The organism is Cohnella sp. GCM10020058, from assembly GCF_042683485.1.
In the GTDB taxonomy this organism is placed as follows: Bacteria; Bacillota; Bacilli; order Paenibacillales; family Paenibacillaceae; genus Cohnella.
The window spans coordinates 136948-152068 of record NZ_JBHUJV010000017.1 but is presented as its reverse complement, the minus strand read 5'-3'; the positions used below and the strand labels follow the sequence as shown (position 1 = coordinate 152068).

The following is a 15121-nucleotide window of genomic DNA, read 5'->3' as shown; positions in this document are numbered from 1 at the left end:
GCACGTCCGCCTCCTCTTGCCGCATCTATCCGACTTTAAAAATGCCGCCCCATCGTTCAGCCAGCTCCGGCCGCGGTACGCCGGCCATGCGAAGCGCCTGCCAGGCGGTGACCGCGACCGAATCCAGCACCGGCTTCCCCAATTCCGCTTCGATCGCGGCCCCAAGCGCAGCCCCGTCCATATTCGTGCAGACGACGGCGACCGCGTCGACCTCGGGCTCATGCGCCGCTTGGCGTATGAGCGCCTCGACCGTGTCGGCAGCGACGCACGCGAATTGCTCGTTGACATGCAGGCCGCAGCCCTGCCGAACCGGACAAGCAAGCCCGAAGCCGGCGTATTGCGCGGCGATCGCTTCATTAACGTCATCCGTGTAAGGCGTGACGAGACCGACGCGCCGAATGCCGAGCGCTTCATAAGCTTCCATCAGCGCAAGCGAGGACGTCGTCGCAGGAATACCCGTCGCTTGCCTGATCGATGCGCAAATATCGCGGTCCCGCTCGAGGCCAAGCCAACTGCCCGACGTGCCGTTCCAGACGATTACGTCCACGAGCGCGTCCGCGAGCAGCCGGGCGGCAGCTAACATCGGCTCCGGCGCGAACTGCGCATCCGCATCTTCTTCCAGTGCGATTCGCGTGACGGGCAGCCTGGCAAAGTGGACGCTCGCGCCGGACACGCCGGCCATCAACGCCGACGTAACCGGCTCGAGCACCGTGTTGGAGGACGGCGTCAGCATGCCGATCCGCTTACCCCGCGGAGCCAGCCGGACGAAGGGCCGCGGCGCTTGCGGCCTCATGCTTCCTGCGGATCGTACAGGGTCAGATCCGCCATAATGCCGCAGCCGGGCACCCACAGCTCCCGATTAATCTCAACTGCCGTCACCGCCGGTTTGTGACCGTCCGCAAACGTCTCTGCCCAGGCTTCCATCGCGCCGGCGTAAAGACTCAAGTCCGTAAAATAAAGCGTGGCTTTGACGACCTGCTTCAGATCGACGCCCGCCGCATCCGCGATCCGTCTTGCCTTAAGCAGAATGTACCGCATCTGCAGCTTGCCGGGGATGCCGAAGTGCGGCAGTCCCGGCGGCGGCGAAGCTTCGGCCGCTAGCCCGACGCCCGGATCGGTCGCCATCAGGCCGCTGAAAAAAACAAGATCGTCCGCGCGTACCGCCGCCGGCTCCTTGCTCTTCGGCGCCCAGCCGCCGACGACCGGCCGCTTCAGATGCGCAGCCTCCGGCATAAGCAGGTCGAGGCCGATCTCGACGCGGCAGCCTCTAGCGCCGATCTCGACGTTCGGCACCAGGATGCGCGCGGGCGCTTGGGCCGGATCGGGGAACCACTTGGCCCAAGTGTCTTCGAATGCCGCGTAATCGGTCGGGTCGGCCAGATAGACATACGCCTTGACTGCAAGCGACAGACTCGTGCCCGCCTCCTCCGCCACACGGCTCAGCCGGTCGAGAATATAATCCGTCTGACGGGCGCACGGCTCGTCGCCCCAGAACAGCCCGCCCGTTCGCGCCTCAGGCGCCAGTCCGACAAGCTCGCCGCCGTCGTACGCTCCCGCGCCCCAATTCCCTTTCCAGTCCGATGCGAGGTCGCCCGACAGGAATACCCACTTTCCCATCCGCACACCCTCCGCGAACCCGGCCGCAGGCTTGGGCAAGCCCGGCGCGGATACTTTTTCCGGCATGTCGCCGTCAAGCCTCGCCGTAAAGTCCGCCTCCACCTTGGCGCCCGCTACGAGCGTGCCGCGAACGCCGATGCCCGTGCTCGGCGGGCTAAGCTTCGTGAAATATCGATTTTTCTCCTGCACATAACGCTTGTTGTTCACCGTAAGATCTTGCGTACGGTACCCGGGCGACACCATGTCGGCGACGTACCATTGATTGACACGCACGACCTGTTCGGGCCTGGCGCCCGCCGCTTCCACAATTGCGCCGACGCGGCCGTACAACACGGCCGCCTGTTTGCCCATCGCATTTTGATAATACGGAAAAGCTTCGGGCACGATCGCCTCCGGCGCGAGCCCTGTCACCAGATCGGAAGCGGATTGCCCCGAAACGAATAACCAGTCACCCGCCCGAATCGCCGGACTGTAGGGGACGCTCAGGCGGGGCATCCCCGCCGGCCATACTTCCTGAATTTGATGCGGCACGCCAGATCCGCCTCCTCGAATTGTTTTTTGTCCCTCTCGTTTTGTACGGATATCGGCGCGAACACCGACTCGGCCCATGCGCCTTCAAGACAACGAAGCCAAAAACGCCGTGAGCGATGCCAGCAGGCGCTCGGGGGCAAGCTTGTGCACCTCGTGGCCGACATACGCAAGCCGCTCCGTGCGGATACCCGGATTCATCGCCCGCAGCTCCTCTTCCGCCTCCTCCGATATGAACGGCGCGAGGCCTGCGGACAGGAGCAAGGCCGGCTGACGCAGCATGCGGTAATACGCATGGAAAGGCTCCTCGTTCATCGCCGCATAGGACTGCTCGATTGCCGCCGTCGCGCACGACTGCAGCTCCAGCGCCTTGCGTTCGTAGTCGAAGCCCGGCGTCGTGTAGTAAGCCTTAAAATCGTCGTACCGTCCTTCGTCGATCGCCCTTTTCGGCTCGAGGAACCGGGACAGCGGCAGCGGAAACGCCTGACGCCCCGGACCCGAGAGCGGCGGATCGACAAGCACGACGCCGTCCGTCACGGCAGGGTACGTCGCCGCGAATGCCGCGGCAATCCGTGCGCCCATCGAGTGTCCGACAAGCACGGGGCGCTCCGCGTAGCCGCTCAAGGCATTGCAGACAATCAGCAAATCCTCCATATAGTCCGACATCCGATAGCCCAAGTCGGGTTTGAACGATTGGCCCCTGCCCCGCAAGTCGAGCGCCATCGGCCTGAGATGGTCCGGCAGCTGACGCATGATCGGTTCGAAGGCCGATGCATTCTCGGTAATGCCGTGCAGGAACAGCACGGGCCGCCCCTGCGAATTGCCGCATTGCAGCAGGCGCAGCCGGACGTCCCCGCGCCCCCGCAAGATCGCGGTTTTCACGTCGTCCGTCCCGTTACTCAGAATCGGCAGCGTCATAGGCGCCCTCCTCCTTAGGCCCTTTCCAGCTCGACGGACAATCCCTGCGCCTCCAGGTAGTCGAGGTACCGCTTCGCGAGCCACTTGTTAAGCTGCGGCAGCGTGCGCTCGAGCGCAGCATAACGGCCGCGCCTCGACAGCTTGGAGTACAGCCCCTTCTGCAGCGAGGCGTTGGCCGCCAGGTCCTGGGCGTTGATCTCCTGGATGCTCTCGTTGGCACGTTCGTAGCGCTCCGCGAAATCGGGCAGCGCCACCGTTTCCGGCGGATACAGCAGTCCGGACCGGAACAAAATCTTACCGGGACCGTCCGGCAAAATGATATTCCAGAACACTTGATCCGGCATCAGGCCGAGCGTCAGCATCGGCGGCACCGTCGCGATCGTCATGCGCTGGCGCTGCTCGGCGGTGAGCCCTTCGATCGGCGGGAAGTTCGCGGTCATGTCCGGCGAAAATCCGGCATCCATATGCGTAAAGCCCGTCGGGTGCATGATCTGTCCGTCTCCGTCCTCGTAGTCGACGAAGCCGGCGAGCTGACTCGGCGCGAAATCGTGAGGACCTTTATGCAGGTAATTGGTGTGGTAAGGCTCGATCGACGACTCGATCATGATCTTCCAATTCCATTCGCCTTCGATATCGACGAACGGCATCGCCGACAGCTCATTCAGGCGATAGTTTGTCATCTCCTCGTCGAGCTTGGCGAGGGTTGGCGCGAGCGGGGGCGCATCCGGGTCGTAGTGGGCGAAAATGAACCCGTTCCATATTTCGACTTTGAGCGGCGGAAGGCTGTGGTCATGACGGAGTATGTCGAACGGCTCGATGCGAATCATTTCCGGCGCCGAGATCAGTTCGCCGTCCATCCCGTACGTCCACCAGTGCAGGGGACAGCGAAAGTTTTTGCAGTTGCCGGCGCCTTCCGCGACGAGATGGCCGCGATGCTGGCAGACCGCGGAGATGACATGGATGCTCATGTCCTTGGCGCGCGTCACGATGATCGGGTCGTCGTTCAGTTGCAGCGTATAATAATCGCCCGGATTCGGCACCTGCTCCTGCCGTCCCACGCACAGCCAGCTGCGACCGAACACCGCTTCCTTTTCGAACGCGAAGAAGGAAGCGCTCGTATAGCATTCGGCAGGCATGGACCGTGCCTCCTTGGTCTCGAGCAGCGAGGGTCCGAGCTCGGACAGCACTTCAAGGACGTCGTTCGTAACTCTATAAGCCATATTCGCTTCCTCCCGATTAAAAAAGTTGAAAGGTGGACGTGACAAACCGCCCATTATACCGGAACGAACGGTTCGCGAAGCGCGAACAATCGCTCAGCCGCGACCTGCGCGGACACGCGAATCTCTTCGGCATCCGCCGTCAGAAGCTTGCGGCCGCGCACGAGAGGCTTGCCGTCGACGAACACGTGGCTCACGTCTGCGCCGGACGCCGAATACACCAGATTGCTGACCGCGTTGTCGTATTTGCCCCGGATAACGGGCGTCAAGTGATGCTTGCGAAAATCGACGGCGATCAGGTCCGCCTTCTTGCCGATCTCGAGCGAGCCGATCTCGCCGTCCAGTCCGAGCGCCCGCGCGCCGTCGATCGTAGCCATCCGAAGCGCAGTCTCGGCCTTGATGACCGTCGCGTCCAAAAGGCGAGCCTTCTGCAGCAGCGGCACGAACTTTAACTCCTCGAGCATGTCGAGATTGTTGTTCTCCTTCACGCCGTCGGTGCCGATGCCGACCGTGACGCCGAGATCGAGCAGCTCCTTGATCGGCGCGATGCCGGATGCGAGCTTCAGATTGCTGACCGGACAGTGCGCCACCGCCGTTCCCGTACGGGCGAGCAGCTCCCGCTCCGTGTCCTGCAGCCAGACGCAGTGCGCAAGCACCGTCCGCGGCCCGAGAATGCCGCGATCGTAGAATAGCTCGACAGGCCAACGCCCCGTCTCGGCATGCAGCCGCCTGGCCATCTCGATCGATTCTTCGCCGTGGGTGTGGATGCCGGTATCGTACTTCTCGGCATAGGCGGCTGCTTTACGGTAAGCGTCCTCCGTGCAGTAGGTCAAATGCTCCAACGCGAACCACACCTGGATTCTGCCGTTAGCCGTCTTGTTGCGGTCCAGCACGAGCTGCACGTTTTTGTCGAGGGACTCGAAGTAATCCATGCCGGGCTTGTCGACGACGTAGGGCGCAAGCGTGGCGCGCAGCCCGAGCGATTCTGCCGCATCCGCGCATTTGTGCATGTATCGGTACATGTCCATCACGCAGGTCGTGCCGGACAGGAGCGCCTCGGTATAGCTGAGGCGCGCCGCGGCGAACGCGATATCCGCCGTCAAGGCGCGATGCTTCGGATCGACGTATTTGGTCAGCCATTCGAACACCGGCAGGTCCTCTGCGGTCCCCCGTATCAATCCCGAGTGCAGATGCAAGTTAACGAGTCCCGGCAGCAGGACGTGTCCCGTCGCATCCATCCGTTCCACGCCGGCGTATTTGCCCTCCAACGCGACCGACGGACCGATATCCGAGATCCGCCCTTTCTCGATCAGCAGCGCTCCGTCGTGGATCACCTCATCTTCCGGATTCACCGTAAGAATCGTGGCATTTGTAATCAGCAAGCCGTCGCTCATCGTATCCCTCCCCCGCTGTCGTTAATGAATCGTATATCCGCCGTCCGCCAGCATCGCGCTGCCTGTCACGAAGGACGCGAGCGGGCTGCTCAGAAATAGGATGCAGCTCGCAATCTCCTCGGGGCGCCCCAGTCTGCCGAGCGGATGCATCGCGATCAGATCGTCGATCGTGCCCTGCGGACCGCGTTTTCCTTCGAATTGCCTGCGCAGCAGCGGCGTATCGACCGCGCCAGGGCAGATGCAGTTGACGCGAACGCCGTCCGCCGCCGTCTCGAGCGCCAGACTGCGCGTGAAGTTGACGACCGCCGCCTTTGAGGCCGTGTAGGCCGTGAAGCTGCCGGCGCCGACAAAGGCGAGCTGGGACGCGGTATTGACGATGCAGCCGTGCGAAGCTCTAAGCATGGGCAGCGCCGCCTTGCAGCACAGGAACACGCTCTTGAGATTGACGCCCATGAGCCGGTCCCACGCCGCTTCCGTCGTGTCTTCCAAGCCGGCCACCAGCTCGATGCCGGCATTGTTAATCAGGACGTCAAGACCGCCCCAGTGCCGCCCCAGTCGATCGAACGCCGCCGCTACCGCATCGGAATCGGACAGATCGACCGGCAGCTCTATATCGCCGTCCGCCACCCTTGCCTTGTGAAAAGCGATATCGAAAACGGCCGTCTCTGCACCGGCATTTCTGAAGGCTTCAGCAGCAGCCTTGCCGATGCCGCTCGCGCCGCCGGCGATCAGCACCTTCTTGCCCGCCAGATCCATCATCTCTTTGCCCTCCTCGCCGTCAATCTCATGACTTGCCAAGGTGCCATGCCCGGGCGTCCCGCCGTATATTGCATCTCCAGCGATTGCGCGTTCCAGATCAGGCCGCTGAGCGTAACATGAGGCAGCGCCGCATTGGAGCGCCCATAAATGACGCCGTCGGCGCAAATATCGCCGGATGCCGGAGCACGCGCTCCGCCTTCCCTCCTGCTTGCGAGCATGGACGCCAGCGCCGACAGAGTCTCCTTTTGTCCACTGCCGGACCGCGCGAGCGTTTCGAGCGTATTCCGCGCCCGAACGAGGCGCAGCTCGCGATCGGACCGGATCGCTTCCGGGAGCGCCTCCTGTTCGGCTAACTTGATTCCAAGCGCCTGATTGCTTCGCGCAGTCCAGCCCTGCGCCGTATCGTCGTGCCAGGCCGTCTCCATGCCGTCGTGTTCGAATACAAACAGTGTGCCGTGACGGTCCGCGATAACGTGGCTACCGCCGACAGTCGGCTCGGCCGCGTCGCGGTACCGCTCCCGCATGAGCGCAAGCGCCTCCGCCGCCGTGCCGCAGCGCGCCAAAGCTTCCGCCTGCGCGGTCCCCCGCAGGTCGTTCATCCAGAAGCTCTCTGCCGGACGGCCGTCCGGCGCGGGCGTCTCGCAGCCGAAATAGCTGCTGATGAGCATGACGCCCCGTTCGTTCATGCCCGCATTGATGCCTTTCTGGGGCTGGATGCCGTAGGCGAGCGAGGCATATCCGCCCTCCGCGCCGGCGATGCCATGCCAGTAACCCACCGGCGGGGAATCCGAATTTTTAAATCCCAAGACCACCGCGCCGCCATCCGCGCTTCTGCATACGATCGCTCCGATCGTGCACATGCACTATCCTCCTTTGCTCGCTACCGCCTTCAGAAGTTCGGATAGCTCCGATTGGCACGCATGCGACGGTAATCGATCTTCGTCCTCAGCGATGCCTCATTAAGGAGTCGGCCGGAAGCCGTCTGCGCCTTCCGTGCCAGCTCCTCTTCCTCGACGCCGACGAGTCGGCCTTCCCTGACGACGACCTTGCCGCCGACGATCGTCGTATCGACGGTCTGCGACAAGCCCGCCAACACGGGCAGCGTCGCGTCGTTATGAAGCGCGCCGGCATAAGCGAGCTGCCGCGAATCGATCATAAACAAATCAGCAGCCTTGCCGACTTCGAGCGAGCCGATATCGTCCGCCCATCCGAGCACCCGCGCCGATCCGATCGTCGCGACACGCAGGCAATCTTCCGCGCCGACGTCCGTCGTGCCGTGCATCAGATTGTGAAGCAAGTGCGCGGCGCGCACTTCGCCGAGCATGTTCGAGCCGTCGTTCGACGCAGAACCGTCCACGCCGAGACCGACCTTGACGCCGGCCTGCAGCATCTTGACGATCGGCATGACGCCGGAGCCCATTTTCATATTGCTGCATGGACAGTGCGCGACGCCGCAGCCGTGATGCGCGAGCCGGCCGATCTCTTCGTCATTGAAGTAAATGCCGTGCGCGTACCAGACGTCCGGACCGACCCAGCCGTTCGTTTCCATGAATTCGAGCGGCCGCATGCCGAGCTTCTCCCGGCAAAAATCGTCTTCGTCCTTCGTCTCCGCCAGATGCGTATGCATCCGCACGCCGTAGCTGCGGGCGAGGCGCGCCGATTCGCGAAGCAGGTCCGACGTGATCGAAAAGGGCGAGCACGGCGCGACGCCGACACGCAGCATCGCGAATCGGCCCGGATCGTGATACGTCTCGATCAAGCGGCGCGAATCTCTCAAAATGATGTCCTCGCTCTGGCATACTTCGTCCGGCGGCAAGCCTCCTTTGGAGCGTCCGAGCGACATCGAGCCGCGCGTCGGAAAAAATCGGATCCCCAGCTCGGCGGCCGCCCGAATTTCTTCGTCGATCAGTTCTCCGGAGATACCGCTTGGAAAGCAATAGAAGTGATCCGCAGCCGTCGTACAGCCGCTCTTTAGCAGTTCGCCGAGACCGACCTTCGCGCTCAAATAGATGTCTTCCGGGCGCAGACAGCGCCAGATATCGTATAGCGTGATCAGCCAGTCGAACAGCTCGGTCTTTTGAACGAACGGAATGTTGCGCGTAAGGTTTTGATAAAGATGGTGATGCGTGTTGATGAGGCCCGGATACACGATTTTTCCCGTCGCGTCGATGACCGTATCCGCGGTTTCGTAGGGAATCTGATTTCCGATCGCCACGATCTGCTGATCTACCGCGTAAAGGCTTCCGCCGGGGTAGGCGCTGCCGTCCTTGTCCATCGTAATGATATTTCTCGCGTTTTTGATGAGGAGCGTTCGCATGTCCCGTCACTGTCCTCTCCGCCTCGATGAATTCATTTTAGGGGCGGAATCGGGATTCGGACAATTGCAAAAGCGAACGTTTGTCATATTTTATAACGCAAATGCTCGTTTTTGTTGATCCGCATGATTAATTCCCGCAATAACGTCAGGTAATGCTACATCATTATCAGATGGCATTGAAATTTCAGAGTCGTTGGCGCTACCATCAACGCATCATCCACGCTCGCTTTATTGAAGGCAAGGTCTTGCGCCTTTTAACCTGCCACAGAAACAAAAACGGGATGAAGCAGTAAACAAGCTGCTTCATCCCGTTTTGTTTAATTATACCTTTTGGCCGTTAACGATGCTCTATAGGAAAGACCATTGATCATTCGCCGCTTAAACGTTGCCGAACCACCCCGGCAGCTCGGCGAGCATGCGGCCAAGAGGCTCGGCGGCATACTCGTTCAACGGCGCCTCAAAATAATCGCTGTTCGACGTCCAGTTAATCCTGCCCGCCATGACGGCCGGCAAGCCCAGCCAGGCCTCGGACCTGGACAAGCGTTCCCATGCTTCGTCCGCACCGGGATCCCGGCTTTTGTGCACGAGTATCCGGTCTGCGCCGAGGCGCGCAAGCAGATCGGGATCGACCGATTTTGACCAGAAGATCTCCTGCTCGCTTAACCCTTCAGGCTCGCCGAAGCCTATATCGTCGTACAGCAGCGAAGCCGCCCGCCGCCCGCATATTTCCACGCCTCGTCCGCCGACAACAAGCACGAGCAAGTCATCCAGGCCGACGCTCTTCGTCAATCGGTCGCGCGTCGCGGCGACGTTGCGATCGTAGCGGGCAAGCCATTGCTCGCCCTCCGCAGCGCGATCCAAAAATGCCGCCACGCGCCGAAGATGGGTGCGCCAATTTTCTTCCCAATCAAGCAACAGCGTCGGCGCGATTTCCTTCAGCTTGTCCTGCTCGTCTCGCGGAATAAACGAACCGATGCCGACGATCTTGTCCGGCCGCGACTGTTCAAGCACGTTCCGATTAAATTCGTATTGATGACTAAGCCGCGCCTTCACCTCAAAGGCATACCGGTTCCGATAATAATCCGTCCAATATTGGTCTGTCGGCGCGGAGTAAGGGATCGTTCTGAGCGCCAGCAGCTGTCCGATGTTGACCCAGCTGTATGCGGCGACTCGCAGCTTCTGATTGCGCTGGTAGACGGCCGGCGCAATGCCGGTCTGTTTTTTGAACAAGCTGCTGAAGTAGCTCTCGCTCGTATATCCGATCCGCTCGGCAATCTCGCCGAGCGACGGACCGTCTCTTTCGTTCAACAGCCGCTTGGCGTCGCGCAGCCGAAGCTCCGTACGGTATTCCACGACGCCTTTCCCGTACCTTTCCTTGAACAACCTCATGAAGTGGAACCGGCTGAGACCCGCGACGGCTGCCAGCGCATCAATCGTTATGTCGCCGGTGTAACGATGCTCAAGCTCCGATCGAGCCGCCTCCAAGGCTCTATCCGTCTGCTGCTCGCGGCAGCTCAGCGCCAGACTGAGCAATTCCAGCAGCGCGGCTTCGCAGCGTAAGCGGTCCGACGGCAGTCCTGTTTTCCAGCCCGCGCTTATTAATCCGAACAGCCTGCCGGCATCCGCGGCCGAGGACAGCTGCACGTATGTCGGAAACGACAAACGCGATTGCAACGTCTTCTCGTCCCGCGGCATGGCATCAATGTCGGGAGGCATGAAGGCAAAAAACTCCAACATGAGCAGCTCGGTCGAAAATCCCGAATAGTTCGTCAGCTCGACCAGGCATCCGAGCAAGCAGACGAACAGCGTCCCGGGTCGCAGCGAATGCGACCGCCCGTCGATGACCAAGCGTCCCCCGTGCGCGTTGGACAACAGCAGCGAAGGCGACTTCGTCTCGATGAATCGCCTTTCCGCCGGCTCGCTTTGCGGCTTCTCGCAGATCGCGACGACGTCCAACAGCCGATAACAGAGCAGACCTGCAGCCTCGGGCTGCAGGTCGGAAATCTCGTTACGCATGGAGATTGTTAAGCACGTCATCCATAATTAAACCGCTCGCAACCGTGTTCAGATTAAACCAGTAACCCGAGTCCGCTTCAAATACTTGTCCGGCCTTCACGGCTTTCAGCGATTTCCAGAGCGGGTTATCCACCGGCGGCGCGGCCCGTCCGGGACCGGAGAGGACAAAGATGTAATCGACGTCCTCGAGCTCCGCCAGCTTCTCGATCGAATACGTCTCATAATTGCCGCTCACCACGGCCGGCTGCTTGAAGCCAAGCGCCTGATACAGCGTGACGCCGCCGTAAAAGTTCGGTCCGAACAGCTTGAAGCCCTTCTCGTCGACGCCCTGCAGCAGGACGGCGGTCTTTTCCTTGGGCAGATCGCCGAGACGCGCCTTGGTATCCGCCAGTTTGTCGTCGTACTGCTTGAGCGCCGCAGCGGCGGCATCTTCGTCGTTCAGCAGCTTACCGAGCTTCTCCAGATTGCCCCGCCAGTCCGAATCGTTGTCCGACAGTACGTACGTAGGCGCTATCTGCGCGAACTGCTCGTAGCTGCCTTCCGGCACATATACCGGCGACAGGAAGATGATAAGGTCAGGGTTATAGGAAAGCGTCTCTTCAGGTTTTAATCCATCGTCCATCTTAAGCGAGGGAACGTCGCCAAGCCTGTCCTGCAAATATTGCTGGGGAACGCCGCCTGCGCTCCACTGGGCGACCGGCTTGATGCCGAGGGCGCTGAGCGGATCCTCCAGAAACGGAGCAATGATGCGCTGCGGGTGAGCCGGCACCTTTACTTGGTGTCCGGCGGCGTCGGTGAGCAGGCGATAATCCGCCGCATCGCTCGATTGTGCGGAAGATGCCGCTGCGGATGCAGTTGCAGGTGCTTCGGCCGTCGCCGCTGACGTACCGGATGCCGACTGGGATTGGGAAGCGGAAGACCCGGCGTTCGTACTGCCGCAAGCGGCAAGCACGGAAATAAGAACAACGAGTGAAACGAATTGCGCAAAACGGATGAATCTGATCATGTTCGAGGACCCCTATGCAATTGATATTGATTATCATTCTTATGATAGTATAAAGGCTTTGCTCCCGGTTGTGAATCGCCAATTGTGCTGTCTTTTCGCAAGGCTCCGCATAATGACTGTTTGGAAGCTATCCGTTCGCATTTGCATGCAAAAAGCGCCCATGACCGTTTCAGGTCATGGACGCCCCCGGCGACCGCGTTATGTTTAATAGCGCTCCAAAATCTTCGTCGTTTTAAGGCCGTCCTGCGGCAAAAACCAGCCTTCTGCGATCAGCTTGTTTTTAAGCGAATCTCTTTTGGCGGATGCGGTCGCATAGTCGTCTTCCTTAAAGGAAGCTTCGACGAGATATTCGTAACCGCTGCCCGATGCCTTCTTGATTTCCCATACTTCGATATAGAGCTTTTCGTCGTCCCATTTGCCGATCGAACGCTTGGCGCTGACCGGTCCGTAGACATGGGCGTCATGGAGAATGTCTTCCGCCCAATCACCCGATTGCCAGTTCTCCAGCTTGCCGGGAATGAGATCCTCGGCGAGATTCCTCGAATCTCCCTTGCTTGGAAGCTCCATACCGGCATAACCGTCAAGCTCCGCGTCCTTTTTGTTGCTGAAGCTCAGCGTTTGCGACGCGTAACCCCAATCGATTTGCGCCTCGTAGTCGTCCTCGTCCGCATCGAAGCCGTCCGCAGCTGCTGCATTCAGCGCAGCTTGAATGTTGCCGCCGGCGATCGGGTAACGCATTTTATACGTAACTTCGAACTCCTCGTCGCTGTACGACTCCATTTTCCGGATCCGAACGTCCCAGCCCTCGGCGTGCAGATCGAGATCGTCGCTGTCCAAGTACTCGACGTTCATTTTTTCGACCGTGGACGGCATGTCGAATGCGTTCAAAACGGCGTTTTTCAGCTTATGGTCCGAGCCCAGCACGACGCCCGGATCCAGATACCATTTGACCTCGTAGTTCGGCGTCGCGACGCCTGCGGCATGAACCGTCTGTCCGCCGGACCATCCCGATAAGAGCGTGCTTGCGCCAAGCACGGCGCAAGCCAACAGCAGCGAACTTCTTCTCACTAACAATCCCTCCTTCGAATACCGTCCCTGCCAGCAGCAGCAAATGCCTGCGCGTCCCTGTCGGTCCGGCTCGCTTCAACTGTAACAAGCGATTATTCGAAAGGCGTATGTTTGGCATCAACGCCGGATCAAGCCATTTTCGGCATTTTCTTGCTTCCCATCGATTGTATCTATACGGTATTAAATAAAAAACGCCTCGCGGGCGGGAATGAATCCCGCGCGAGACGGTAGTCGTATGCGCTTAGCGCGACGATTGGGCTCTTGACTTGGCCGCTTCGGCCTTGACGTTGCCCTCGGACTTGAGCACTTCATGGTGCGGCTTGACTTTGCGAATAAAGAAGGCCAGCACCAGCGCCGCGGCCGTAATCCAGGTAGCCACGACAAATGCGTGCTGGATGCCGTATAGCGTTGCTTCCTTGCCGATATCCACCAGCTGCGCCGCGTTTGCCTTGTCCGTCGGATCGATCCCGGCAGCTTTGGTGAGCGCTGCACCTTCGTCTGCCGCTTTATTCGTCATGATCGTTACGAGCAAAGCGGTACCGAGCGCGCCGGCAACGTTACGCAGCGTCTGCGACATGGCCGAGCCGTGCGAGTTGAGCGTCTGCGGCAGTTGGTTCATGCCCGCCGTCTGAATCGGCATCATGAGCAGCGACATGCCGAACATCCGTGCGGAGTAAATCAGAATGATATGCATATAAGTCGAATCCAGTGCGATCCGGCTCAGCTCCCACGTCGTGAACGACGTGATGATAAGACCGATGACGGCCAACCAGCGCGCGCCGATCTTGTCGAAGATCATGCCCGTGATCGGCGACATGATCCCCATCAGAATCGCGCCCGGCAGCAGCAGCAAGCCGGATTCGAGCGGCGTGAAGCCGCGAATGTTCTGCAGATATATCGGCATAAGCACCATCGCGGAGAACATAGCCATCGTGATGATGACATTGATGACCGTCGTCAGGGAGTACATATCGAACTTGAACACGCGGAACTCGAGCAACGGCTTCTTCGCTGTCAGCTCCCGCCAGACGAACAGCACGAGCGCCACGGCGCCGACGGCCAAGCTGACGATGACGCGGGTGCTGTCCCAGCCGTCGTTGCCGGCGTCGCTGAAGCCGTACAGAATACCGCCGAAGCCGAGCGTCGAGAACACGACGCCTAGTATGTCCAGCTTAGGCTTGGAGGTCTGAGTGACGTTTTTCATCGATATGGAGCCGTAGATCAGCGAGAAAATCGCAAGCGGCAGCACGATATAGAACAGCACGCGCCAGGAATAGTGCTCGACCACCCAGCCGGAGAGCGTCGGACCGACGGCCGGCGCGAAGATCATCGCGAGCCCCATCATACCCATCGCTTTGCCGCGCTGCTCGATCGGGAAGATCGTCAGGAAGACAACGGACATAAGCGGCATCATGATGCCGGCGCCAACTGCCTGAATCAGGCGCCCTGTCAAAAGCGTACCGAAGTTCGGTGCGACCGCAGCCACGACGGTGCCTACCGTGAACAATCCCATGGCGACTATATATAATTGACGCGTTGAAAATTTTGAAATTAGATAGGCGGTAACCGGAATAACGACGCCGTTAACGAGCATATAACCCGTCACGAGCCACTGAATCGTATTGGACCCGATATTGAGATCCGCCATCATCTTCGGCAGCGCGACATTCAGCAGCGTTTGACTCAGCAGCGCGACGAAGGCGCCGATGAGGAGCGACGCGACGATCGGACCTCTTCTCAGTGTGGATGCTATGGCATTACTCATCTTTATGTTCCTCTCTCGCTTTGTGTAATATTTGCACGATACGGCCGTGAATGCGAAGCAGTTCGTTCAGATCCTGCTCGTCGAGCTCGTTAAGCGGCCCCAGCATTATTTTTCTCCGCTCGTCGATCTTTACCCACAAATCTTCGCCTTCCGGCGTCAACCGCAGCGAAATCGACCGACGGTCGTTCTCCGGACGTTCCCGCGAGACAAGCTTCGCCTTGACCATACGCTCGACGATACCGCTTGCTGTGCTCGGACCGACGAACAGGCAATCGGCCAGTTCCGACAAGCTCATCTGCGGCTTGCCTCTGAGCGACTTCATGACGAGCAGTTGAATCGGCGTGACGCCTAGATGCTGGCCCGCACGCTGCATCGAATGGTAGAACGACTGATTGACTTCTCTAAAAGATGCAAAAAGTTCAGATATCAGCGTTTGATCCTGCATCTCCCTCCCCCTTATCCGAAATATTAGAATCGGGCTTGCCCTTAGAACCATTTCCTTGCAAATGATTGTTC

Annotated in this window: 13 protein-coding genes; all 13 read right to left on the bottom strand. The window is 59.9% G+C overall.

Going from position 1 to position 15121, the window contains the following annotated elements:
- Nucleotides 1-25: 25 nt before the first annotated feature.
- The 13 genes from ACFSR7_RS28125 to ACFSR7_RS28065 all read right to left on the bottom strand — a co-directional run bounded on the left by ACFSR7_RS28125 (nt 26) and on the right by ACFSR7_RS28065 (nt 15050).
- Nucleotides 26-793: a maleate cis-trans isomerase family protein gene (locus ACFSR7_RS28125; protein ID WP_378167393.1), complete on the bottom strand. Its 768-nt coding sequence runs from the start codon at nt 791-793 to the stop codon at nt 26-28.
- A complete protein-coding gene (locus ACFSR7_RS28120; protein WP_378167391.1) occupies nt 790-2148 on the bottom strand; it encodes a RidA family protein in 1359 nt (452 codons plus the stop codon). Before ACFSR7_RS28120 ends, ACFSR7_RS28125 begins: the two co-directional genes overlap by 4 nt.
- Nucleotides 2149-2232: 84 nt before the next feature.
- On the bottom strand, nt 2233-3063 hold the full coding sequence (locus ACFSR7_RS28115; protein ID WP_378167389.1) for an alpha/beta fold hydrolase: 831 nt from the start codon (nt 3061-3063) through the stop codon (nt 2233-2235).
- A gap of 14 nt (nt 3064-3077) precedes the next feature.
- On the bottom strand, nt 3078-4283 hold the full coding sequence (locus ACFSR7_RS28110; protein WP_378167387.1) for an aromatic ring-hydroxylating oxygenase subunit alpha: 1206 nt from the start codon (nt 4281-4283) through the stop codon (nt 3078-3080).
- 53 nt (nt 4284-4336) lie between these two features.
- Nucleotides 4337-5674 carry an amidohydrolase family protein gene (locus ACFSR7_RS28105; protein ID WP_378167385.1) on the bottom strand — a complete coding sequence of 446 codons (1338 nt, stop codon included), beginning with the start codon at nt 5672-5674 and terminating at the stop codon, nt 4337-4339.
- Nucleotides 5675-5695: 21 nt separating this feature from the next.
- Nucleotides 5696-6433, bottom strand: coding sequence for an SDR family NAD(P)-dependent oxidoreductase (locus ACFSR7_RS28100; RefSeq protein WP_378167383.1), 738 nt, complete (start codon nt 6431-6433; stop codon nt 5696-5698).
- Nucleotides 6430-7293: a C45 family peptidase gene (locus tag ACFSR7_RS28095; RefSeq protein WP_378167381.1), complete on the bottom strand. Its 864-nt coding sequence runs from the start codon at nt 7291-7293 to the stop codon at nt 6430-6432. Before ACFSR7_RS28095 ends, ACFSR7_RS28100 begins: the two co-directional genes overlap by 4 nt.
- Nucleotides 7294-7322: 29 nt before the next feature.
- Nucleotides 7323-8750: an 8-oxoguanine deaminase gene (locus tag ACFSR7_RS28090; RefSeq protein ID WP_378167380.1), complete on the bottom strand. Its 1428-nt coding sequence runs from the start codon at nt 8748-8750 to the stop codon at nt 7323-7325.
- Between the two features lie 378 nt (nt 8751-9128).
- The gene (locus ACFSR7_RS28085; RefSeq protein ID WP_378167378.1) at nt 9129-10766 is read right to left on the bottom strand and encodes a helix-turn-helix domain-containing protein; all 1638 of its coding nucleotides are present in this window, start codon (nt 10764-10766) and stop codon (nt 9129-9131) included.
- A complete protein-coding gene (locus ACFSR7_RS28080) occupies nt 10759-11772 on the bottom strand; it encodes an ABC transporter substrate-binding protein (RefSeq protein WP_378167376.1) in 1014 nt (337 codons plus the stop codon). The genes ACFSR7_RS28085 and ACFSR7_RS28080 overlap by 8 nt, the downstream gene beginning before the upstream one ends.
- Before the next feature lie 204 nt (nt 11773-11976).
- Nucleotides 11977-12840: a hypothetical protein gene (locus ACFSR7_RS28075; RefSeq protein ID WP_378167374.1), complete on the bottom strand. Its 864-nt coding sequence runs from the start codon at nt 12838-12840 to the stop codon at nt 11977-11979.
- A gap of 241 nt (nt 12841-13081) precedes the next feature.
- Nucleotides 13082-14605, bottom strand: a complete 1524-nt coding sequence (locus ACFSR7_RS28070) for a DHA2 family efflux MFS transporter permease subunit (RefSeq protein ID WP_378167372.1) — start codon at nt 14603-14605, stop codon at nt 13082-13084.
- On the bottom strand, nt 14598-15050 hold the full coding sequence (locus ACFSR7_RS28065; protein ID WP_378167370.1) for a MarR family winged helix-turn-helix transcriptional regulator: 453 nt from the start codon (nt 15048-15050) through the stop codon (nt 14598-14600). Before ACFSR7_RS28065 ends, ACFSR7_RS28070 begins: the two co-directional genes overlap by 8 nt.
- Nucleotides 15051-15121 lie beyond the last annotated feature (71 nt).

What these genes read in the sequence shown, in the direction of transcription:
- ACFSR7_RS28125 (WP_378167393.1), bottom strand. Translation starts at nt 793, where the DNA reads ATGAGGCCGCAAGCGCCGCGGCCCTTCGTCCGGCTGGCTCCGCGGGGT.
- ACFSR7_RS28115 (WP_378167389.1), bottom strand. Translation starts at nt 3,063, where the DNA reads ATGACGCTGCCGATTCTGAGTAACGGGACGGACGACGTGAAAACCGCG.
- ACFSR7_RS28110 (WP_378167387.1), bottom strand. Translation starts at nt 4,283, where the DNA reads ATGGCTTATAGAGTTACGAACGACGTCCTTGAAGTGCTGTCCGAGCTC.
- ACFSR7_RS28105 (WP_378167385.1), bottom strand. Translation starts at nt 5,674, where the DNA reads ATGAGCGACGGCTTGCTGATTACAAATGCCACGATTCTTACGGTGAAT.
- ACFSR7_RS28100 (WP_378167383.1), bottom strand. Translation starts at nt 6,433, where the DNA reads ATGATGGATCTGGCGGGCAAGAAGGTGCTGATCGCCGGCGGCGCGAGC.
- ACFSR7_RS28095 (WP_378167381.1), bottom strand. Translation starts at nt 7,293, where the DNA reads ATGTGCACGATCGGAGCGATCGTATGCAGAAGCGCGGATGGCGGCGCG.
- ACFSR7_RS28090 (WP_378167380.1), bottom strand. Translation starts at nt 8,750, where the DNA reads ATGCGAACGCTCCTCATCAAAAACGCGAGAAATATCATTACGATGGAC.
- ACFSR7_RS28085 (WP_378167378.1), bottom strand. Translation starts at nt 10,766, where the DNA reads ATGCGTAACGAGATTTCCGACCTGCAGCCCGAGGCTGCAGGTCTGCTC.
- ACFSR7_RS28080 (WP_378167376.1), bottom strand. Translation starts at nt 11,772, where the DNA reads ATGATCAGATTCATCCGTTTTGCGCAATTCGTTTCACTCGTTGTTCTT.
- ACFSR7_RS28070 (WP_378167372.1), bottom strand. Translation starts at nt 14,605, where the DNA reads ATGAGTAATGCCATAGCATCCACACTGAGAAGAGGTCCGATCGTCGCG.
- ACFSR7_RS28065 (WP_378167370.1), bottom strand. Translation starts at nt 15,050, where the DNA reads ATGCAGGATCAAACGCTGATATCTGAACTTTTTGCATCTTTTAGAGAA.